This window comes from Microcystis aeruginosa NIES-843, from assembly GCF_000010625.1.
GTDB lineage: Bacteria > Cyanobacteriota > Cyanobacteriia > Cyanobacteriales > Microcystaceae > Microcystis > Microcystis aeruginosa.
In genome coordinates, this window is the sequence record NC_010296.1 from 2354170 (window position 1) to 2374750 (window position 20581).

21 protein-coding genes are annotated in these 20581 nt (G+C 40.7%); 7 read left to right on the top strand and 14 right to left on the bottom strand.

The annotated features are described in order from the left end of the window. The first annotated feature begins 250 nt into the window (after positions 1 to 250). The 3 genes from MAE_RS11390 (at position 251) to MAE_RS11400 (ending at position 2398) form a co-directional block, all read left to right on the top strand. On the top strand, positions 251 to 901 hold the full coding sequence (locus tag MAE_RS11390; protein WP_002756971.1) for a DUF3318 domain-containing protein: 651 nt from the start codon (positions 251 to 253) through the stop codon (positions 899 to 901). Positions 902 to 1014: 113 nt separating this feature from the next. Further along, on the top strand, positions 1015 to 2010 hold the full coding sequence (locus tag MAE_RS11395; protein WP_012265704.1) for an anti-sigma factor antagonist: 996 nt from the start codon (positions 1015 to 1017) through the stop codon (positions 2008 to 2010). Continuing rightward, positions 1997 to 2398 carry an ATP-binding protein gene (locus MAE_RS11400; RefSeq protein WP_041804695.1) on the top strand — a complete coding sequence of 134 codons (402 nt, stop codon included), beginning with the start codon at positions 1997 to 1999 and terminating at the stop codon, positions 2396 to 2398. The genes MAE_RS11395 and MAE_RS11400 overlap by 14 nt, the downstream gene beginning before the upstream one ends. A 235-nt stretch (positions 2399 to 2633) precedes the next feature. Here the strand turns inward: MAE_RS11400 and MAE_RS11405 are convergent, their stop codons facing one another. The 5 genes from MAE_RS11405 to petN form a co-directional block, all read right to left on the bottom strand. Further along, complete coding sequence (locus MAE_RS11405) at positions 2634 to 3491, bottom strand: IS5-like element ISMae4 family transposase (RefSeq protein WP_002732125.1); 858 nt, start codon at positions 3489 to 3491, stop codon at positions 2634 to 2636. Between the two features lie 185 nt (positions 3492 to 3676). Then, entirely contained in the window at positions 3677 to 5122 is a 1446-nt protein-coding gene (locus MAE_RS11410) for a serine/threonine-protein kinase (RefSeq protein ID WP_012265706.1), read from the bottom strand. Positions 5123 to 5203: 81 nt separating this feature from the next. Beyond that, the gene (sbcD, locus tag MAE_RS11415; protein ID WP_012265707.1) at positions 5204 to 6457 is read right to left on the bottom strand and encodes an exonuclease subunit SbcD; all 1254 of its coding nucleotides are present in this window, start codon (positions 6455 to 6457) and stop codon (positions 5204 to 5206) included. 311 nt (positions 6458 to 6768) lie between these two features. Beyond that, a complete protein-coding gene (locus MAE_RS34070) occupies positions 6769 to 6912 on the bottom strand; it encodes a hypothetical protein (RefSeq protein WP_002736416.1) in 144 nt (47 codons plus the stop codon). Positions 6913 to 6928: 16 nt separating this feature from the next. Then, entirely contained in the window at positions 6929 to 7018 is a 90-nt protein-coding gene (petN, locus tag MAE_RS29395) for a cytochrome b6-f complex subunit PetN (RefSeq protein ID WP_012265708.1), read from the bottom strand. 85 nt (positions 7019 to 7103) lie between these two features. Here petN and MAE_RS11420 point away from each other — a divergent pair, with 85 nt between their 5' ends. Further along, positions 7104 to 7499 carry a hypothetical protein gene (locus tag MAE_RS11420; RefSeq protein WP_012265709.1) on the top strand — a complete coding sequence of 132 codons (396 nt, stop codon included), beginning with the start codon at positions 7104 to 7106 and terminating at the stop codon, positions 7497 to 7499. A gap of 75 nt (positions 7500 to 7574) precedes the next feature. Here the strand turns inward: MAE_RS11420 and MAE_RS33330 are convergent, their stop codons facing one another. Then, positions 7575 to 7712: a hypothetical protein gene (locus tag MAE_RS33330; RefSeq protein ID WP_158303516.1), complete on the bottom strand. Its 138-nt coding sequence runs from the start codon at positions 7710 to 7712 to the stop codon at positions 7575 to 7577. Between the two features lie 36 nt (positions 7713 to 7748). Here MAE_RS33330 and aroB point away from each other — a divergent pair, with 36 nt between their 5' ends. Further along, positions 7749 to 8849: a 3-dehydroquinate synthase gene (gene aroB / locus MAE_RS11425; RefSeq protein WP_012265710.1), complete on the top strand. Its 1101-nt coding sequence runs from the start codon at positions 7749 to 7751 to the stop codon at positions 8847 to 8849. Here aroB and MAE_RS11430 read toward each other — a convergent pair. After that, positions 8826 to 9962 carry a geranylgeranyl reductase family protein gene (locus MAE_RS11430; RefSeq protein WP_012265711.1) on the bottom strand — a complete coding sequence of 379 codons (1137 nt, stop codon included), beginning with the start codon at positions 9960 to 9962 and terminating at the stop codon, positions 8826 to 8828. The genes aroB and MAE_RS11430 overlap by 24 nt on opposite strands. 239 nt (positions 9963 to 10201) lie before the next feature. Between MAE_RS11430 and MAE_RS11435 the strand changes: the two genes are divergently transcribed. Together MAE_RS11435 and MAE_RS11440 are read left to right on the top strand one after the other, a co-directional pair. Beyond that, complete coding sequence (locus tag MAE_RS11435) at positions 10202 to 11386, top strand: AAA family ATPase (RefSeq protein ID WP_012265712.1); 1185 nt, start codon at positions 10202 to 10204, stop codon at positions 11384 to 11386. Continuing rightward, positions 11386 to 11904 (top strand): DUF4276 family protein, encoded by a 519-nt coding sequence (locus MAE_RS11440; protein ID WP_012265713.1) that lies wholly within the window; start codon positions 11386 to 11388, stop codon positions 11902 to 11904. Before MAE_RS11435 ends, MAE_RS11440 begins: the two co-directional genes overlap by 1 nt. A gap of 59 nt (positions 11905 to 11963) precedes the next feature. Here MAE_RS11440 and MAE_RS11445 read toward each other — a convergent pair whose 3' ends face one another. The 7 genes from MAE_RS11445 to MAE_RS11475 form a co-directional block, all read right to left on the bottom strand. Continuing rightward, positions 11964 to 12959 (bottom strand): hypothetical protein, encoded by a 996-nt coding sequence (locus MAE_RS11445; protein WP_012265714.1) that lies wholly within the window; start codon positions 12957 to 12959, stop codon positions 11964 to 11966. A 237-nt stretch (positions 12960 to 13196) separates the two neighbouring features. After that, positions 13197 to 14219, bottom strand: a complete 1023-nt coding sequence (locus tag MAE_RS11450; RefSeq protein ID WP_002795432.1) for a CobW family GTP-binding protein — start codon at positions 14217 to 14219, stop codon at positions 13197 to 13199. After that, a complete protein-coding gene (locus MAE_RS11455) occupies positions 14219 to 15484 on the bottom strand; it encodes a metal-dependent hydrolase family protein (RefSeq protein ID WP_012265715.1) in 1266 nt (421 codons plus the stop codon). Before MAE_RS11455 ends, MAE_RS11450 begins: the two co-directional genes overlap by 1 nt. Positions 15485 to 15614: 130 nt before the next feature. Next, a complete protein-coding gene (locus MAE_RS11460) occupies positions 15615 to 16073 on the bottom strand; it encodes a hypothetical protein (RefSeq protein WP_012265716.1) in 459 nt (152 codons plus the stop codon). A gap of 124 nt (positions 16074 to 16197) precedes the next feature. Further along, entirely contained in the window at positions 16198 to 17469 is a 1272-nt protein-coding gene (locus tag MAE_RS11465; protein ID WP_012265717.1) for a hypothetical protein, read from the bottom strand. Positions 17470 to 17607: 138 nt separating this feature from the next. Next, the gene (locus MAE_RS11470; protein WP_012265718.1) at positions 17608 to 18648 is read right to left on the bottom strand and encodes a lipase family protein; all 1041 of its coding nucleotides are present in this window, start codon (positions 18646 to 18648) and stop codon (positions 17608 to 17610) included. A 58-nt stretch (positions 18649 to 18706) separates the two neighbouring features. Continuing rightward, the gene (locus MAE_RS11475) at positions 18707 to 19906 is read right to left on the bottom strand and encodes a hypothetical protein (protein ID WP_012265719.1); all 1200 of its coding nucleotides are present in this window, start codon (positions 19904 to 19906) and stop codon (positions 18707 to 18709) included. Positions 19907 to 20581 lie beyond the last annotated feature (675 nt).

Genomic DNA, 20581 nt, shown 5'->3' on the forward strand with positions numbered 1-20581 from the left:
GGGGGTATCTGACAATTTTTAACACCCACCTACTTAGTATGATTGACTCCCAATCGAACTTTAAAAACCCAGTTATGGATGGTTTCTTCCCACTTCCCCACTTCCCCACTTCCCCACTTCCCCACTTCCATCACTGTTTACTGATCACTGAAAATGCTCTCTAGGGCCAAAAGCTGCCAAGATCACAAAAAAGACCGCTATGATCGAAAATAGAAATCATCGTCATTGGTAGAGAATAGGTAAAAAATCTATGACATCTTATGCGGCCTCCTCTGCACGAGCCGAAATGAGCGAACTTCGGCGCCTAAAAACCCTACTACCTCCAGAGTTACAAAGTTGGGTAACGGTAGAAGGTTCCACAGAGGTTAATCCCCCCCTGATCCGTTGTGAAGAAATTGGCAGAGATGAGGTAGAAATTCAGATAGATTTAGCCAAATGGGAAAATTTAGCCATCGATCAGCGTAATTTGCTCTTTTGGCATGAAGTCGCCAGGATTCAAAATGATAGTATTCCCCGGGAAGGCTGGGAAATGGCCGCCCTCGCTATTGGCTTAGGTGGTGCGGTGGGGGAATTATGGGTACAGGACGGGTTATTATTGCTTTTGGCTATGGGATTATGTGGGATTTCCGGTTATCGTCTCTGGCGCAAAAATAATGGCGATAAAATTCTCAAAGAAGCGATCGAAGCCGATGAAAAAGCGATCGCCTTGGCCACCCGTTTCGGTTATTCTCTCCCCAACGCCTACAAGAGCCTAGGCAGTGCCTTTAAAACCCTAATTGAACAAACGCCCAACCGTCGTCTGCGTAAGCGTTATGAGACCCGTTTAGATGCCCTAAGAAAGAGTGCAGCCAAAGCGAAAGCCCAAACCCAAGGCCGTCCGCCCCTAGGTGAGATTCGTTAGCCGATAATTACAGGTAATCTGTGACATTACCCATTGGTATTTGGGGAAAAGTGTAGTAAACATTAAGTAGGTCATCAGGCCTTGTTCATCTATCAAACCACCTCGTTGTGTCGATGACTTCCCAAATTCCTGAAACACGTTTTCTAATCATTCCGATGGAGTATCCGGTTTTGCGGATGCCCGATCGCTTGACTGTTCTGGAAGCAGTACAGTTCAAGGATTTGTTTCACCATCTCATCGCCCAAACACCCACTCCCGAAAAAGTCATTCTTGATCTAAATGCCACTCAATTTATGGATAGTAGTGGTGTCGGTGCTTTAGTCCATAATCTCAAAGCGGCTAGGGAAAAAAATATCGAGTTAGTGCTGGCTAACGTCCATCCCCCAGTGATGGGGGTTTTATCGATTACGGGACTAGATCAATTATTCACTTTCCAAACCCCTCCCCTAGCAGCCCAAGAAAACGGCTTTACTCCCACTGAAAACCATCTACCGGAAACCCATCCCTCGATTCGCAGTTGGTTAAAGCGCGGTCTTGACATTCTTGGTGGCATCGTGGGTTTATTAATCACGGGGGTTATTTTTGTCCCCATTGCTATCGCTATTAAGTTAGACAGTCCAGGTCCAATTTTTTTCAGTCAAACCCGCTGCGGTTGGTTGGGAAAGCAATTTACGATTCTTAAGTTTCGTTCCATGTGTGTGGATGCAGAAACACTCAAGGATAAAATCCCCAATCAAGCGGAGGGAGCTTTTTTTAAGAATAAAAATGATCCCAGGATTACCCGGGTAGGAAAATTTTTACGTCGTACCAGCTTAGACGAATTGCCCCAGTTTTGGAATGTGATCACCGGTGAAATGAGTCTTGTCGGCACTCGTCCCCCCACACCGGATGAGGTGGAACGCTACGATGTTCCCCAATGGCAACGTTTAGATGTAAAACCCGGTATGACGGGGGAATGGCAGGTGAATGGTCGCTCTCAGGTGCGTAATTTTGAAGAAGTAATTCAACTAGATTTGCGCTATCAGGAAAATTGGAGTTTAGGCTACGATCTACAACTGATTTTTAAAACAATTTTGATTCTCTTTCAAAAAAACAGTGGTGCCTTCTGAAGTCTTAAATTCCCCTTCTTTCCCCCTCCAATTCCATCTACAAGTCCAGACGGAATTGGCAGCTTTAATCCCAGTCCTACAATGGTTTGAATCTCACGGCCGCTCTTTTTTACCTGACTCGGTGCTTTGGCAGTGTAAGGTGGCTTTAGCAGAAGGATTTACTAATACTGTCCGTTACGCTCACCAACATTTACCACCGACCACACCGATCGATCTAGAATTAACTTTAAAGTCCCATTCTCTAGAAATAAGAATATGGGATCACGGTCAACCTTTTGATCTGCAAGCCAAACTCGATTCTCTACAACAACATCCCCTCGCACCTTTGGAAATGGAAAGCGATCGAGGATTACTTTTCATGCGTTCTCTTACTGATAGTTTACAATAGAACTCTTGCAAATTAATTATATGTTATAATGATGGGTTAACTAATTTTCCCCAAAAAATTAGTTAATCAGTACATTCGTCCTGAATGAAAACTTGAAGTTTAACTTTTAACTCAAAACTCTTTAGAGCTGCTTTAATTTGGTTATCAAAACCTCTTTATTTAAGCGGCACAAACTATCTCAATTTTTATAATTGAGAATAAATTCTCCTTGACTTGATTAATCTTTAGGCAACTTTTAAGAAGCTGCTATACCTATCCCTAACTCACAGTTATAAATAGCCGCCAACAAGTTAACTCTTAAACTATATCTTCGACGACGATTCCGATATTTACAGGATAAGATTTTAAAGATTTTGAGTTTCCTATTTATATGTTCAATGATAATCCTTTCTTTAGCTAAAGCCTTGTTATACTCTTTTTCTAACTCTGTTAATTTTCTATTTTTCGATTTCTTTTTCGGTGTATAACTATTACTATGGTATGCAGCTATTCCCTGATAACCACTGTCTTCTATGCTGGTAGTTAAAGGATGAAAACGAACTCGACTTTTTTTAAATAAACTAAAATCATGACCTCTACCTTTCCCACAGAAGACACAGATAATTTCCTCTGTATTTTGATCAGCTACTAATTGGGATTTTAAAGTATGATAACCTCTTTTACCCGAAAAAAAATCTTTCTGTTTCTTTTGGGGGCGTTCAATGGGAGTTTCCGTTACATCCATTACCGTTATGACCGGTATCTCTGCTTGATTGAGTAAAGCTTTTTTTCCTTTTAAACGGAAGTTTCCCGATTGTAAAAGCATTTTTTCCGTCTTATTTACAATCCGACATATAGTTGATTCTGATAGTTCCCAGCTTGTACCAATGTGAAAATATGTTCTATATTCTCGCCAATATTCTAACGTTACTAAAACTTGTTCTTCTATAGATAGTTTAGGTTTCGGTCCCCTTTTAGATGGTGAATTAGAGTCGGCTTCAACACTTTTTACTGATTCTACCATCTTTCTATATGTTTGTTTGTACACACCGAAACGGCGTTTGAATTGTTCATCTGATAAGTTTTGATAATCCATAATTTTGCTAATAAACATAGCAAAATTATAGATGATTTCCTGACCTAAGATCACATTTTATTCTTTTTTCCACTTCAATCTAAGAATTGAGAAAAAAGCAAAACCTTATATTATACCATAAAAAAATTATGCAAGAGGTCTAATATATCCGCACTGGCGAAGGGAGAAACTGTTTAATTCTCCAGAAAAGTTTTTAAGTCAATTTATCCTCTGCTAGAAACTACGTCAATGGTACAGGTTTCCAGACGAGAAAAAAGAATTATCCCACCCCCCACACCCCAGACAAGGGTGGGAAGATGTCCGGAAGGTGCTTTGAGAGAGAAAGTAATTTGATCGTAGTATAACCACTTGTTATTAACTCGCCAACCGACTTTTGACCCAAAAGCGTTCCATTTTTGTTGGTCATAATTGCCGCTTCCTCCCAAACTTTCATAGATTCTTTTCTGAACAGATATACCGAATTTTCCCTGACTATATTTTAACCAGAGTTGATTGATAGTGGCTAAATCTTCACAGGGAAAGTTATCTATGTCTTCTATCTTAAGATATTTTTCTTTAGTTCGATCGGCAACTTTTAAGAAGAGATTAGCCGTTTCTTGATCTGCCTCTTGCCATTTTTCTTGCGCTAAGAAATCCCGTAGGTTAGTGTAATCAATTTCCTTGGCACTTTTGAGGTTAATTTCCCCCCTGGTGGCGGCTGGAAAAACTGGCAAAACCGTTTCTTGAATTGTATTCTGTGATCGGGGTTTTGGCGGAATCACTACGGCTAATTTTACTGCTAACTCTTGTAGGAATTCCCCGGCTGATTGATAACGTTTTTTGGTGCCAAATTCAATTAATTTATCTAAAATTTTACCTAATTCAACACTAACAGGATTATTAATCAGGTGCTGTCTCCATACCCATTCATGTTCACTCACATCGAATAATTCAAAGGGAGATATTCCCGTTAATAAATAGATACAAGTGACTCCCAAACTATATAAATCACTGCTATTAATCGCTTTGCCATTGCTTTGTTCTGGGGCGATATATCCCGCCGAACCGATCACTGTTCCTGTCAGGGAAAGGTTAGCAATGGTCATGAATTTAGAGGCACCGAAATCAACTAAAATTATTTTATTATCGCTGCGTCTCCTAATTATATTAGCTGGTTTAATATCCCGATGAATGACTCTTTTAGCATGGATAAAATCAAGAATTGGCAAAATTTCTAATAAAAGATGTTTGATCTTTTCCTCATTGAAAACTCCCTCGCTTTGTAATTCTTGTTCTAGATTTTCTCCCTCAATATATTCTTGAACAAGATATTGTCGCCCATCATTGCTGGTAAAATAGGCATAGAGGGAGGGAATTTGTGGGTGTTGACCGAGATTATCTAAACTAATCGCTTCTTCTTTAAATAATTCCGCCGCTTTCTTGAGAGCATTACTGCCTTGAGCGCTAGGAAAAAATTGTTTAATCACACAATAAGGTTTAGAAGGTTTATCCTCATCAATTGCTTGAAAAGTTTTACCGAAACCTCCTTGACCAATTAATTTTATAGCACGATAACGATCTTTTAGTAATAATTGAAAGCGACATTTTTGACAGAATTTATCTGTAGGATCATTGTTATATAGACAATCGGGATTAAGACATAAACTCATGGCTTGTTTAAACAGGGATAGGGAAGATGTTTCAGTGAGCAGTAAACTGATAACTGATAACTGATAACTGATAACTGATAGCTAAATCGAGGTTTCTTCCTCTAGCCAAATTTCTGGCTGTTGATTTAATAAAAGCTGGGCTGCCTCTAACATATCATCGACAATATCCCGCAAATCTGTCTTATTATCGATATAAGCTTTTAACGCCTCCATCGGATCTAATTGATTACCCACCCCTAATTCCGGTAAACGGGGACGGGTTAATTGACTAATTAATTCCGCCCGAATACTATAACTATGGGCAGTTTTTAATGCCTCGTCAAGCTGATTGGTGTTGATTAGTTCTAATTGTTCACTGCGAATTTTATAAACTAAGCGGATAACTGCTTCCTGAATATCGTGTTTTTTGAGAGCTTTCAGCAATTCTTTTTGGGGGTTTTCTGCCTCGGAAACATCCACTTCGATGGAACGGAAAGGACGCACGGGTAAAGGACAAAATTCCCATTTAACCTCTCCTTTAGCCACTTCTATTAAAACATAGCCCTTATCTTCTTTTTCCTCGCTAAAATCCACTCGATCGATGCTGCCCGGATAGACAATAGGCGGATCATTGCTAGGATTAAGATTTTGGTGTTTGTGAACATGACCAAGGGCAACATACTCGAATTGTGGACGATTTAGCAACGATAAAGGCACAGTAAAACCTTTACCAACCGCTAAAAATCTTTCTGCTCCTAAACTAGCTCGATCGGCCATTAAATGGGCTAATAAAACTGTTGGTACACTTGTATCTAATTGGCGAATTTCTCCTTCTAAAACCGGTTCTAAACGGTTAATTAACAATTCATTTACCCCACTCAAGGATAAACCCTCGGTTTCGGGACGGGTTAAGAGAGTGGCGCGGGTTAACCAAGGTAAAGTAATTACTTGGATATCGCCGTTGCGAGTGGTGATGCGATGGGTGGTCAGGCGATCGCCAACAATAAACCCTGGCACCGCTAGGGTACGATAGATGGAGAGACTGACACCGCCATTACCCTGAGAATGTTGATCGTGATTACCCACTAATAACACCGTCGGGATCTTAGCATCGGCAAGACGACGGAATTGACTGGCAAAAGCTTCGTGGACAAAAGGAGGGGGAGTGGCATCGGGAAAGGCATCTCCCCCAAAAAGCACTAGATCCACAGGGGAGGCAATAGCCCGATCGATACAGAGGCTTAAACTGCCCATAAAATCCTCTAAACGCGTGTTTAATCCCGTTTTTGGATTTAAACGTCCATGGGAAAAACCGCTCCCCATGTGAATATCCGATAAGTGCAGTATTTTAATCATAAGTAGTAGGCAAAAGGCAAGAGGCAAAAGGCAAGAGGTGGTGAGATATGTCTAATTAATTGCGTCTAGCTACTTAAGACCTCCTGAAAAAGTAAGTTCTCGAACCGCTATCTAGTCAAAATATCTAAAAACTCAGATAAATCTGACATAATCTTAGGTTTTGTGGATAGCATAGTTGTTTCTTGTCTTTTTTATCCTCCTGTCTCGGATTATCCTATCGACCGTCTCCTCACCTAACGGAAGATTTTTGATTTTTGCAGGAAATCTATAGTAAAGGAAAAACAGGCGCAATTAAGTACACCTGTTCAGGATTATTTTCCTAATTTTTTATCGCCATCTTGACGACGGCGATCGCGCCATTCTGTAGTCGTCAGGTAGAGAATGCCACCACTGACGATAACGAGGAGAATTAAGGCGACTAGAAAGAGAGTGTTGAGAATCAAGGATGTTTCCATGGTATCTATAGATTACCTAGAAACCGTTACGACCCCAAACCACCATGGCGATCGACCAAGTGAACAGGGCGAGAATGCTAACCCAACCAAGTGTCAAAATATCCATAATTGCCTTTGTTAAACGAAATACTTAGGAGATAACTACTCAATTTATAATACTTCATCAGTGACTCCGTTTTAGAGAGGCGATCATGCAAATTACGCTCAAGGAAAGAATCGAATCCATACAGGTGGGGAGTATCTCGGCTCTGGCTTTCCTGGTTCCCTATCTGCTATTTTTAACTGTTGAGCGACTATTGTTAGGGGAATCGATCACATTAATTGGCGCTTTTGTCAAGATATCCGGGGCGATAATTAGCGGATTTCTCTTCGGTGTCACCTATCGTTATGTCGTCCGTAACGATGATAATCCCCATCTCAAAGATGGTACAGTAGCAGCTTTTGCCCTAGTCCGCGGCCTAGTTCCCCTACAATTATCCACAGACTTGATCGCTGACAGTGGGCAATTAAGTCTCTTTCTGGGAGAGAGCTTTATCTGTTTTTTATCCTCTCGTCTGCTGTTAGAGTTGACTAAGCTGCGCCCATAACCAATCATCTTTTTGGCTATCGGGAGATAGGAGTCGGTCGTCAGGAGTCAGGAGATAGGAGTCAGGAGATAGGAGTCAGGAGATAGGAGTCAGGAGACAGGAGATTATTTTATTTATTCTCCCCACACCCCACACCCCACACCCCACACCCCACTTCCCCACACCCCACACCCCACACCCCACACCCCACACCCCACTTCCCCACTTCCCCACTTCCCCACTTCCCCACTTCCCCACACCCCACACCCTATGGCTATTTGTATTCCCGTTAATTTACCCGATCGCTCCTATAATATTCTGATCGAGAAGGGCAGTTTAGCTAATCTCGGTGGAGAAATGAGCCAGTTAAGCTTAGGTAAAAAGGTTTTATTGGTTTCTAATCCCGAAATTTTTGACTATTACGGGCAGATAGCCGTTAATTCCCTAGAAAAAGCGGGATTTGCCGTTTTTACTCATCTGATCCCCGCCGGCGAAAATTATAAAACCCTCGATGCGATCGCCCAAGTTTATGATAGCGCCCTCGCTCACCGGTTGGAACGTTCCTCGACTATGGTTGCCCTCGGTGGTGGTGTAATCGGGGATATGACGGGATTTGCGGCAGCCACATGGTTACGGGGCGTTAATTTTGTCCAAGTTCCCACCACCCTGTTAGCGATGGTGGACGCTTCCATCGGGGGTAAAACTGGTGTCAATCATCCCCAGGGCAAAAATCTGATCGGGGCGTTTTATCAACCGAAATTAGTTCTGATCGATCCTGACGTGCTTAAAACCCTACCCGTGCGAGAATTTCGGGCTGGAATGGCAGAAGTGATTAAATACGGTGTAATTTGGGATGCTGAGTTATTTCAACAGTTAGAAGACTCGGACAATTTAGCTAGTTTTTCTCAGATCGATGGCGAGCTATTGCAAACAATTATTACAAAGTCTTGCCAAGCTAAAGCAGATGTGGTAAGCAAAGACGAAAAAGAAGCGGGTTTGCGGGCGATCTTAAACTATGGTCACACGATCGCCCACGGCATTGAAAGTTTAACGGGATATACTAGCGTTAACCACGGGGAAGCGGTGGCCCTGGGGATGGTGGCGGCAGGAGCGATCGCTGTTAAACTGGGAATGTGGACCGCCGGGGAAAATCAACGTCAAACCGATCTAATCGAAAAAGCCGCCTTAGAAACCCGTATGCCGCCTTTAAATGCCGATGAGATGGTAAATGCTCTCACTGCCGATAAAAAGGTTAAAGATGGCCAAGTTAGATTTATTTTACCAACGGCGATCGGCCAAGTCACCATTAGCGATCGAGTCACCCCCACCCTGGTGCGCGAGGTGTTATCACCAACCGAATCCGGGCAGTAAAAGCTTTTTCAATTGTTGCATCGCTTGTTCCGTAACATCCCGGTATTTTAAATCTCCCACGAGAATACGTCCCATCAGTTGACCGGCGATCGGGCGTTTAACGGCGATATTGTAGGCGATTTGGGTAAATTGATAGAATAAACCGGCTAATTTGGCCGCTAAAGCCATATCTTCCCCCCATTCTTCCCGAATTATCCGACTATAGCCTGCTAAAGCCTGATTATCTCCGGCTAAAGCTCGATCGATCGCCTCGGCTGCCTTAACTCCCGTCAAAATTGCCGGACGGATACCCTCACCGATGAGAGGATCGAGAATACCCGCCGCTTCTCCTGTAATTAGGGCATTTTGGGCGTGTAGCGGTTTATTTCCGTTCCAAAGGGCTAAAGCATACTCACTATAGCGATAATCCTCTAAATTCCAGCCCTTTTGACGGGCATAATTTAACAGTTGTTTTTTCAGCTCCTCGGATTTGATGCTGCCCTTAAAACAACCACCGCTAATTGTGTAACCATTAGACTTGGGAAAAGCCCAGATATAACCATTTTTTAGGGAACCAAAATCAAAAAAAGCTTTTTGGGGTGGAATAGTCGCTTCTGCGTTAGTAATTTCCAGAGTAGCCCCGATCGCTTGGTTTTTCGCCGGTAATCCCAACCAGCGACTGGTATTACCCTTAACACCATCGGCAGCAATCAGATATTTACCTGAAAATGTTCCTTGGGATGTGGTAACTTGCCAGTGATCTTGAACGAATTTGATCTGGGTAACTTCGCTGTTATCTTGGATGGTTGCCCCGACTGCGATCGCCTGTTGACCTAAAAAATCATCGAAACGATCCCTTTGTACCATCCACATCGGTTCTAGCATATTTAACTTAGTGGTGGCGGCATCCCCCTGTTTCCAAGTAAACTCCACTTGGGTGACGGTATTCTCAATCACGGGGGTAAAGTCAAAATCAAACCACTGCTTAATTGCTGGGGATACCCCACCACCACAGGGTTTATAACGGGGTAATTTCGCTTTATCGAGGATCAGGATCGTTCGCCCCTTTTTAGCTAGATGATAACCCGCCGTCGCTCCTGCTGGTCCCGCACCGATGATAATACAGTCAAACATTTGTACTAATTTAAGTTGTTGAACAAATTTATAGACAATTTACGCTATTTTGTCCAACTTGTGTTGAGTCTGGTGACGCTCAGAGGGGATTCTGTCATTGTTGAGCTTGCCTCTCTAGTTTCTAGTTGATTTATCCCCCCATGTCCAAGAGAACCTAATCTCTGGCTTTTTTGACTAATTGATCAATCTTCACATGATCAATCGTATAATCAAAAAAACTATAACTGCTTGATTATATCATGAAAATTGTTTCTATTAAAATAAAAAACTATCGTATGTTTAAAAACATACACATAAGAGATATTCCTCCTTTTTGTGTGATTATTGGAGCTAACGGCACGGGAAAATCTACTCTATTTGATATTTTTGGGTTTCTGCGAGATGCCCTTAAAAACAACATTCGCCAAGCTTTACAAATTCGCGGCGGTTATAGAGAAATTATCACTAGAGGTCAAGAACAGGAAGATATTGAAATCGAGCTGCAATTTCCCATGAAAATCTTAGATACAGAACGTCTGGTTACTTATCAAATCATAATTGGACAAAACAATAATCGCCCCGTTATCAAACGCGAAATACTTCGCTATAAACGGGGTGAACACGGTAAACCTTTTCATTTTTTAGATTTTCAACTTGGTCAAGGATATGCTATCACCAACGAAGAAGATTTTAGTAAACCGGATAAAGAACTCGATCGAGAAGAACAACAGCTAGAATCTAACGATATACTAGCAATCAAAGGATTAGGACAATTTCAACGTTTTAAAGCCGCTACAGCCTTTCGTTCTCTGATTGAAAATTGGCACGTTTCTGACTTTCATATTAGCGAAGCTAGAGGAAGTAAAGAAATATCTTATGCTGAACACTTATCCCCCACTGGCGACAATATAGCTACAGTTGCTCAATATATTTATCAACAATATCCCAAAATTTTTCAGCAAATTCTCGAAAAAATGAAACAACGAGTTCCGGGTATTTCCTCTGTGGAAGCCAAAGAAACCGAAGACGGTCGCTTGATTTTACGTTTTCAAGATCAGGCCTTTAAAGACCCTTTTATTGATCGCTATGTTTCTGACGGGACTATGAAAATGTTCGCTTATTTAATATTACTATTCGATCCCAATCCTCATCCCCTACTCTGTGTCGAAGAACCAGAAAACCAACTTTATCCTACTTTATTAAAAGAACTAGCCGAAGAATTCGCCCACTATAGCGATCAGGGGGGTCAGGTATTTGTTTCTAGCCACTCCCCCGATTTTATCAATGCGGTTCCACTAGCTAGTATTTTCTGGCTAATTAAATCCCAAGGTATCACCCAAATCCATAGGGCTACCGATAGCGAAATCCTCAAAAACTTAGTAGCGGCAGGCGATTTACCCGGCTATCTTTGGAATCAAGGCTGGTTTAAAGGAGTAGAACCCTAATGAACTATGATATCGTATTTTTGCTAGAAGAGTCATCTATAAAAAATGTGTTAGAAGAACTTTTGCCTAAGCTTATTCCCCCAGAAATCAGCTATAAATGTATTAGTCATCAAGGTAAACAAGACCTAGCCAAATCTATTCCTAGAAAACTCAAAGCTTTCAAGAACTCTAGTCCCAATACCAAATTTATTATTGTTCACGATCAGGATTCCCACGACTGTCAAAAACTCAAAAAAGACCTAGGGGAAATTTGTCAAAATGCCAGTGATGCTCAAGTCTTAATTCGGATTATTTGTCATGAATTAGAATCTTGGTTTCTGGGAGATTTAGCAGCGGTGGCCAAGGCGTATAATTTAAATAGTCTCGGCCAAAAACAAAATAAAAGTAAATACAGAGAACCAGACCAGCTTAACTCGGCTAAACAAGAATTAACAAAGCTAGTGAAAGAGTATTATGCAGGAACCCACTCTAAACAGATTGCCCCCCATCTTTTCCTAACTGAAAATAAATCCCTTTGACCACTGCTGTTATTGTATGTCTTGAATCCGCAAAGGTCTGTATAATTTAGCCAATAAAATTATTTTTCAATTAATCCAGATTCAGTTTTTTTAAGTAAATCTGAGGCAAATCTTTCACTAAATCCCACTAAAAAAGCACAGGAAAAGATAAATAAATCCTGACGGGCTTTGTTTGTTATTAAACTAGAAGAATTTTTATCCTGGGTAATCATAAAATCAATTTTAATCAACGTATCTGAGCTAATTAAACTAAAGATAAAAATACCTAAAATTAGACCAATTAACGGTCTAAACAAACCAATAAAAAAAGGAATGAGAGGGTCGTCATATTTTTGGTCTGTAAAGTCGATAATTCTGAGTAAAATACTAGCAACACTTCCCAACACTCCTGCTGTTGCCGCATAAACTAAAGCATAAATTATATGCCGATCAGGATTTACCGTATCACTCGATGATGTTAAATGTTCTGAATAACTACTAGAAGGAATGGGGGCTGGGGAGTTTGCTTGAGGTAATGGTTTTGAAATAAGTGCCTCCTCTTGAGAGTGTTTCTGGTGTAAATTATCATCAAATATGTAAATTTCTTGAGCAGAAAATTTGAGTGCAATCATAGATAAAAAAGTTGTAATAGATAAACCTAAAAATATTTTGAATGGGACTGATCTTGTAGAATAGATAGAACTAAATCCATTTAAAATATGTCCCCATAAAAAATAGCGACTATTATTAATTTCCTTTTCTAGATTAATTCTGAATTCTCGAATAGCATCAACTCCGACTTTATTAGTTTTTGCCATGAGCAATATATATTTAATTTCCTCTAATAACAAAATCAATTTAGTTGGATCATTGTTAAAAATAAACCAACCAATTTTCCAGCTATTACTTTTTTTATAAATCAAATAATTCAGGTGATGAATCTGTTGAACTAACTTAGTGAGTTCTAGTTGTAATTCAGGAGAAATTATCGGCAAAACCTCTAATAAAACTTCCCTAATATCCGCATTTAAGGCGTTAACATCGTCATTTTTTTTGACTGGAGTGGAAGTTATCATATTTTTGGGGACTTTTTAGATTGATTAATAGAATGAAAAGGCTATCTCTCCAGCTTCCCCTTACTCGACGTTGACCCTTCGGCTACGCTCAGGGTCAATCCGTTGCCGGATTTTCTCTATGATAGGGCGGGTTTTCTAGATTACTAAAATTCTAACATAAAGTCCCCCTAGAAGGAGGAGGTTTTAAACCCAGTTTTTTGATAAAACGTTTCACCCTGGATAATTGTGATATATTTGTTACATTTCGTTACTTAAAATAAAATTATCTTTGGTTTGAGTTTTTGAATTTACCTCAAAATCCTCTACTCTTAAACAGCTATCTAATTGCTGCTGTAATATTTTTGTATTCATTGCCTCCGTGCTAATTAATACCAATTGGGTAAAGGGTGGATTATTACCCCATTCTTCGCCTATTTCTAAGGTAATTCTCGGCCCCACTTGTTGCAAAATTACTCCTCTATTGGGATGTTCAACAGTAGATAAAATACCCTTGGCTCGCCATACAGTTACGGGTAATTTCCCTAATATTTTTCCCAGGGTTAATAACTGAAAAGGGCGAACACTTTCATAACTCCAAGTATGAAAGTTATCAGAGTGATTAGATTTTAATTGACTAGATACAGAACGAACGGGAAATGAGTCCCTAAATCCTAATAATAAATCTAGGGAAACATCCCCATAACTCCCTTTTAACAAACGCACCCAAGGTGCTATTTTTTGGATAATTTGACTAGCATTAATTTGTGCTTTTTCATCAATCAAATCAATTTTATTGAGAACCACAATATCAGCAGCCGAAATTTGATCAATTAGCAAATCTTGATAGTTAATTTTTCCAGATGGTTCACAAATTTGGGGTAGATAGGTCGCATCAACTAGGGTAATAATGCTTTCCAAGCGAATTATTCTACTTAAAACTGGACGCTTTAGGGTTTGTAACAGGGTATAAGGGTTAGCAATTCCACTGGCTTCAATTAAGATCTGATCTGGACGGAGAGATAGGATTTTGGGAAGGGAATTAACCAGATTATTTTGTAAACTACAACAAACACAACCTCCCTCAAGAGTGATTAGATCATCGTCTCTATTTTTAATTAACATCTGATCAATATTAAGACTACCAAAATCATTGACCAGTATGCCGAAACGGCGATCACTTTTACCCTTAAGAATGGAGTTAAGTAAAGTAGTTTTACCCGCACCTAAAAAACCCGTCAGCAGTGTTACTGGTGTCTTCCAGAGATTTGATGACAAAACCATTATACTTGTCCTCCCGATGGTTGTTTATAGATGACTCCCCGTTTCATCACAAAATCAACTTTACCAGTAACATTAATATCCTCAAAAGGATTACCCGGCATAGCGATAATATCAGCAAATTTCCCCACCGCTAACGCACCAATATTCGGCTGCATTAATAATTCAGCCGCTACAGTAGTTGCTGCTTTTAAAGCGCGTAAAGGAGTAATACCATTTTGAACCATCGCTGGAAACTCTTTCCAGTTATCTATATGAGGAAAAGTTCCCGCATCAGTACCAAAAGCAATCTTAACGTTACTTTTAGCTAAATTATCAGCACAAGCAATCAGTTGAGAGGCATATTTTTGATATTTAGCGTGTTGCCAAGGAGAACGATTTTGCCAATATTCAGGATTATTGGCATTGCGAGCTTTTTCTAAAACAGTGTATTGAGTTGGTACCAGATAAACTCCCTTCTGCTCCATCAATTGCAAAGTCTCGGAACTGGCAAGATTACCATGTTCAATGGAACGTACCCCCGCATTAACAGCACGTTGAACCCCTTCCCCTCCATAAGCGTGAGGACAAGCAGAAATACCGAAATCTTTGGCGGTACTAACCAGAATATTCATCTCCTCTTGGGAATAGGTGGTTTGACTCGGATCATCCGTAGGAGAGCTAAAACCCCCTGTAGCACAGAATTTAATCCAATCTGCTCCTGAGCGAATTTCTTCCCGTACTATGCGGATAATTTCTGCTGTTCCGTCTGCTACTTCAAATTTTTCTGGTCTGAACTGAAAAGCAACTAAAGAGGTAAAATCACCATGTCCTCCTTGGGCTGAAATCAGGTGAGGTGCTACCAATAGATCTGGTCCAATAATCCAGCCCTTGGCGATCGCTTTTTTGAGATCGACGGTAATAAATTCTGGATCGGGACAACCCACTTCCCGTACAGTAGTAAAACCGTTCATTAACAGTATTTTCAGGGGATTTAAGCTATAAAGGGTCATTAATGGCACTGTCACCATATAAGGATTTTCTGGAATTGTAGGATCCCCTTCACAGAAGGTGATATGAACATGACAATCAATGAAACCAGGGGTAACGGTGTGTCCTTTTAGTTCAATAATTTCAGCGTTGCTGTGATCAACTGTTGTAGCGATCGCAGTGATATTCCCATTTTCGACGCGAATTTCCGTGGCACCAAGGGGATTATCAGCCAAACCATCCCAATATTGATCGGTGACGATTACATAATTTGGGCTAGTGGAATTAGTACCAGTCATCGTTGTTTCTCCTGTTGTTAATTTTTTCAGCGTTTTTATTAGTCTTGAGCTAGGCGATCGCTTAATATCTCGACTTCCACTGGATGAATAAGCCAATTCAAGTTGATAGTTAGCGAATCCGCTTTAATGGTTAGTCTTGATAGACATTCATAGTATGTAGCCAAATGGTATCCGTATCCGCGTTTTCTTGTGTACTCCCTAACAAAATTTCAAAATAGGAACGACTATCATAGACATGACGAAGGATGTTACAACGTTCGCTGTCTTCAATCACTTCAAAATCCGCCGCTTTATTCGGTATTAAAGTAATCGACTGCATCCCATTATCAGCGGCAAAGCAGAGACGAATATCTAAGGGACTTCCCAACCAAGAGGGATCATCAAAACCAAAGACAGAAAATAATCTAGCATTGGCAACCACTAGAGGTATATTGTAGGGTTTAAACTCAAAAGGAATAGCTCCCATATCGGCTTCACCCCGTCTGTCTCCGACAAAATCGCAGGGAAAGTTATTAAAATTCCATAAAAAAGATCCATCCTCATCTTTGACGGTGATAGTATAGCTTTCTTTGCATCGGTATAAAACCATAAATTGATGACCTCCTTGAATATTTGATTAAGTTTTGTTGATTCAAGAGATTGTTAGGTTGGTTGAGGAAAGTTTGTTTTTTTTTTCTCACACCAACCAACTGGTACTATAGCGTCCTATTCGCTTAATAACCCGTTTGGGCATCGATTGCCCCAGCATCAATACCTGCAACTGCCCAACCGACAGCAACGGGATCCTCTGTCACCACGCCAAAAACCAACGCGGCGGCGGAAACAAGATCACTGATCCAGGTATGCCCAACACCGCTAGTCCCCTTATTTGGTACTAACATTCCATTCTCAGGAATAGTTGATTCTGGATTATAAGCTGCCAAGGTACTTAGGAAAACACCACATGAACCAGTTGCACACATATAAGTCAGATTGGCATCGGCAATGATGCCCCAGGGGCTCCCTGAGATGGTTGCATCCTGTTGGGCGGCATTGCCCACCGTGTTAGTGCTGGCATCGCAAACATAGATACTGCCCATAGAGGAATTAGAGGGGTTGGACGGAGCCGTGGCAATAAAGATTGCTCCCTCTGGATAATTTCCCGGATCTGCATTACCGGCGTTGGGTGAATAGGCCAAAGATAAAATGACCTGTCCACTGGGTACTGTCCAAATAGGACTTAACGAGGCATTGAACCCACTATAGGGCTGATAGTGTAAACCGCCAGCCGGGGTTGCCCAGTAAATGCCTTTTGGTCCTTGACAAACGTCAGTTGCATTACATCCACCGTGATACCCGTAAAGGGTAGGAGTTGAAGATGGGTTTTTGGCATTGAAAATAACCCCCGTGGCCGCACACCCGCCGAGTAGCAGACAATCGTAGTTAGTTAGCTTCCCCGCAGGGAAAAAGGTCAGAGATACGGACGCTCCATCCGTCTGGCTATAAGATGTGTTTGAACCCACATAAGACAAGCTCGGCACGCCGTTAGACCAAGTGACTGAATACCAGTAGAGGTTGCCATTAGACGCTGCCACGTAAAGAAGGCTTTCGGGGAAATAATAGAAAAGTCCGGCAATTGGCGCATCGGGTTGTTTTTCCGAAGCGATCTGAGTCGTGACATTACTACTTGTGAAGTGGCTGCCTCCAGTAGCGGGATTAATGCTATTAAGCCAAATATTCTCGTCTTCAGATCCGTAAACAAAATAGTAAGGTGGTGAATAGTCAGTGTTGCTGTAATCAAGCAGAAACTCAATAGCAGTGGTACTGGCACCATTATTATCAAGATTACTCACCCCCCCTAAAGTATAACTTGGTGGGGTTGGATTCGGTGAAAATTGCCCAACCGAGATCCCACTTTGGTAAGCAGCGACGACAAAAGTATAGTTCTTATATTCACCAGCAGGAATAGTGATTGCCGAAATACATTGAGTGTAGGGAAAAGACATGATTATCTCCTTTTGAGTTGAAATTAAAGGGAATTACTTAAGAGGTCAGAAGTGAATAATTTAATTATTTTCCCTTTCTGTTCCTCCCCATTTACAGTCGTGCCGATTCCCACTGCCGACTGTTTAGCGATAGAATAATTAGCTTAACTTAGTGGCAATATCATCTAAATCTTGCTCTGTTAGCGTGAGAGAATCAGCCACATTTTCCGTCAGCGGCCAGTCAATTTCCAGAAGATTGAAATAAGCTTGAATGTGCTGAAAATAGGCTTCTTGCAGAAATTGCTTCAGGGGAGTTGTTTGCGGTTGAGGAAAAACGCCACATTCACCTTTCATGGCAAAAGTGCTGGGATTTAAGGCGAGATAATTGCAGTTTTTCACTTTCTGAATTTGACTATTAACTAATAGTGCAATTCTCGAAGATTTAGGAATATTACAAGATTGATACAGGGTAGGAATCTGCTGTAATTGCTCAATATTCCAAGCATGGGGAACAATATCCAAACTATTCCATAGTCGGCTGCTTTGATTGAGACCTGGCTCCGTATTTCCGTAGTAATCAGAAAAGGTTTTATCCCCTGGAGTTGCTCCGGCAGAAAATTGGGTATTGACGGTGATTTGTTTACCGGTAGGGTTCCAAGTTGCTTGATTTTCGTACAGCCATAATGCCATTACTGGAGATAATGCACCACCTAAACTATGGCCGGTGGTAATGATTTCAATAGGTTGGTCAGATTGGCTGGGAATTTCCTGGGTCAAAAATTCTAACAGGGAGCGGTTAGAGGAATCTTTCAGGTTTTGCAGAATAGTAATTCCGGTGTTTGTTCCTTCGGAAATTTTTCCGCGTTCGGCGAATTGCGTTGACCAGGAAACCATGTTATGGGTAGCAGCATCCTCCTGTAACCAATCAAAAACTGATTGGGGATTCGTAGCGGCGATCGCAACTACATATTGAGGGTTATTGGTTTCGGCATTTTCTCCCTTTGCCACATACATAATATTATCCCAGTTCTGATTTTTAGGATCATGATAATAAATAACAGGACCCCAAAGAATTGTCCATTGACCAATTTTTCCTTGCACCGTAGGATTGGCTAAATCGGAAATAACTTTCTCGCTATTACTGATATTAGCGAACATGGAAAGACAGAAAAGCGTTTGTTGTTGATCGTAAGTAGGCATTGAAATTTTCTCCAATTGTGAATTGATTTGTCGTATCTTAGACAAATCTAGGTAATTGTCACAACACAAATTTCACAAAAAAGGGATGACCGCTCTTTTTAACTTGATTAAGTTGACCCCAATTTACCCCATCATTAGAGGTGTAAAAATTAGCACCAGAACAGCTATTTGAGGATAAACCTGTAGGACAAGCATAGTCAAAAGTAAGAGAGTTACCCCCTACTTGGGAATAGACTGCACTCCCTTGAGTGCCATATAGTCCGGGAGCATCTTGTAACCAGAACTTGACCTGTTCTCCGGGGTTAATCTGTTGAGGAGGACTGACAACATAATAACCGTGTTCATTAGTTGCAGGTTTAGTTAAGGTTAAGGTTGACTTTCCTTGAGTGTTATCAATGCTAACATAACAGGAATAATCCATTGACATCGAGGAAATTACTGAGTCCGGCGGGGCAGCAAAAGGAACAATTTGATAAGAATTATTCTGCTTTATTACTTGACAAACATTACTTTGGCAGGTATCTGTATCAATCACAGCAAAAGTAAAGGTTTGTGGGGGAACATCGGGACTGGAAGGACACTCAAACCCATCATTAACATATTGAACAAAGCCATTAGTTATACCTAATTTCGGAGCGTGGGTATGTCCTAAAACGATTAAATTTGAGTTAGATTCTAAAGCGGATTGTTGAGCAAACCAAGCAATATAAGTTCCACTTAAATCAGCGATCGCCGATTTGCCCGTAATCATTTCACCATTAGTACCTCCTCCCCAATCAGCAATCCACTGATCTTGTAAACCACTATATATCTGTTTAGCATCTGCCATAGTTTTTGTTTGGCCATTCGCTAAAATAATCGGCTCATTTTCTGGTATTCCAGTTACTTTAATTATGTAATCAAGCACGGCACTGACTAAGTTACCTGAAGTAATGAGAGAACCAACCGAGGAAACCAAACCACTTAAATCGATTCCGTTAGGATTACCTTGTCCCGATAAATCAGCAACAGTTTGTCCCGGAGTAAGGGTGTTGTTTAACATATAACCTATAGCTCGGGTAACAAAATGACCAACAGGTAAAGGACTCAGGGAAGATTGAAGATCGGGAGCATTAAACATGGTAAAAATGTTACCATGAGTAAAAGCCATTTTTTGTCCATTGCTAGAGGTGACATAATAAATCGTATCTGAACAATATTTGATCTTGTAATTAGCTGAGTTTTGAATGTTATTTAAGTCAGTTTGAGTGACATTCATGTCATGGTTTCCATTGACATAAGTTACATTCCCTTGGAGAGCAGTTAAAGCTTGACTTAACTTTCCCGTTGCTCCAAAAATATTAGGATTGGCGTTAATTATATCAACGGTAGCCGGAGGAGTAAAATTAGGCGGATAAGTCCAAAAGTCGAACAGATCACCAAGTAAAATTAGCTCCTGAACTCCTGAATAGAGTCAGCGTTATCAATCACATAATCTAGAATCGCTGACAAATACGGTTCATGAAAACTTTTTTGATACCAATTAGTAGGGACATTCGTGCCAATATGTACGTCACTTAAGACAACAATTTTATTCTTTGCCATGATAGATTTTCTCTCCTTGTCAAAAAGTAAAGTGGTTGATATTCCTAGAGCAAAATTTATATAGGGTCTGCTGAATAAATCTAAAAACCTTGTTGGATAAGACTGGGAGCATCTCATTTATGCAAGTGAGTAATTATACTTATCCATAAAACTGGTTTCTAGCAAGGCTTTCAAAATAGCTTGACATAAAAACCTGATTTAGGGGTTACAAAGGTGAGATGCTCCCGATAAGACTTTTGGACTTTTTTCCCCTCAAAAAGTGCCAGCCATTGCGGGGATCGGGGGAAAATTCAGGTACTTTTTCCCTGAAAATTAGGTAGTTGACCACCTCAAAACTGGTAAAACCCCA

Coding starts and splice junctions, on each gene's coding strand:
- MAE_RS34070 (WP_002736416.1), bottom strand. CDS start 6,912: ATGGAAACATCCTTGATTCTCAACACTCTCTTTCTAGTCGCCTTAATT.
- MAE_RS11405 (WP_002732125.1), bottom strand. CDS start 3,491: ATGTTTATTAGCAAAATTATGGATTATCAAAACTTATCAGATGAACAA.
- MAE_RS11470 (WP_012265718.1), bottom strand. CDS start 18,648: ATGCCTACTTACGATCAACAACAAACGCTTTTCTGTCTTTCCATGTTC.
- petN (WP_012265708.1), bottom strand. CDS start 7,018: ATGGATATTTTGACACTTGGTTGGGTTAGCATTCTCGCCCTGTTCACT.
- MAE_RS11460 (WP_012265716.1), bottom strand. CDS start 16,073: ATGGTTTTATACCGATGCAAAGAAAGCTATACTATCACCGTCAAAGAT.
- MAE_RS11440 (WP_012265713.1), top strand. CDS start 11,386: ATGAACTATGATATCGTATTTTTGCTAGAAGAGTCATCTATAAAAAAT.
- MAE_RS11395 (WP_012265704.1), top strand. CDS start 1,015: ATGACTTCCCAAATTCCTGAAACACGTTTTCTAATCATTCCGATGGAG.
- MAE_RS11420 (WP_012265709.1), top strand. CDS start 7,104: ATGCAAATTACGCTCAAGGAAAGAATCGAATCCATACAGGTGGGGAGT.
- MAE_RS11435 (WP_012265712.1), top strand. CDS start 10,202: ATGAAAATTGTTTCTATTAAAATAAAAAACTATCGTATGTTTAAAAAC.
- MAE_RS11410 (WP_012265706.1), bottom strand. CDS start 5,122: ATGAGTTTATGTCTTAATCCCGATTGTCTATATAACAATGATCCTACA.
- MAE_RS11475 (WP_012265719.1), bottom strand. CDS start 19,906: ATGAATGTCACTCAAACTGACTTAAATAACATTCAAAACTCAGCTAAT.
- MAE_RS11430 (WP_012265711.1), bottom strand. CDS start 9,962: ATGTTTGACTGTATTATCATCGGTGCGGGACCAGCAGGAGCGACGGCG.
- aroB (WP_012265710.1), top strand. CDS start 7,749: ATGGCTATTTGTATTCCCGTTAATTTACCCGATCGCTCCTATAATATT.
- sbcD (WP_012265707.1), bottom strand. CDS start 6,457: ATGATTAAAATACTGCACTTATCGGATATTCACATGGGGAGCGGTTTT.
- MAE_RS11455 (WP_012265715.1), bottom strand. CDS start 15,484: ATGACTGGTACTAATTCCACTAGCCCAAATTATGTAATCGTCACCGAT.
- MAE_RS11465 (WP_012265717.1), bottom strand. CDS start 17,469: ATGTCTTTTCCCTACACTCAATGTATTTCGGCAATCACTATTCCTGCT.
- MAE_RS11390 (WP_002756971.1), top strand. CDS start 251: ATGACATCTTATGCGGCCTCCTCTGCACGAGCCGAAATGAGCGAACTT.
- MAE_RS11445 (WP_012265714.1), bottom strand. CDS start 12,959: ATGATAACTTCCACTCCAGTCAAAAAAAATGACGATGTTAACGCCTTA.
- MAE_RS11450 (WP_002795432.1), bottom strand. CDS start 14,219: ATGGTTTTGTCATCAAATCTCTGGAAGACACCAGTAACACTGCTGACG.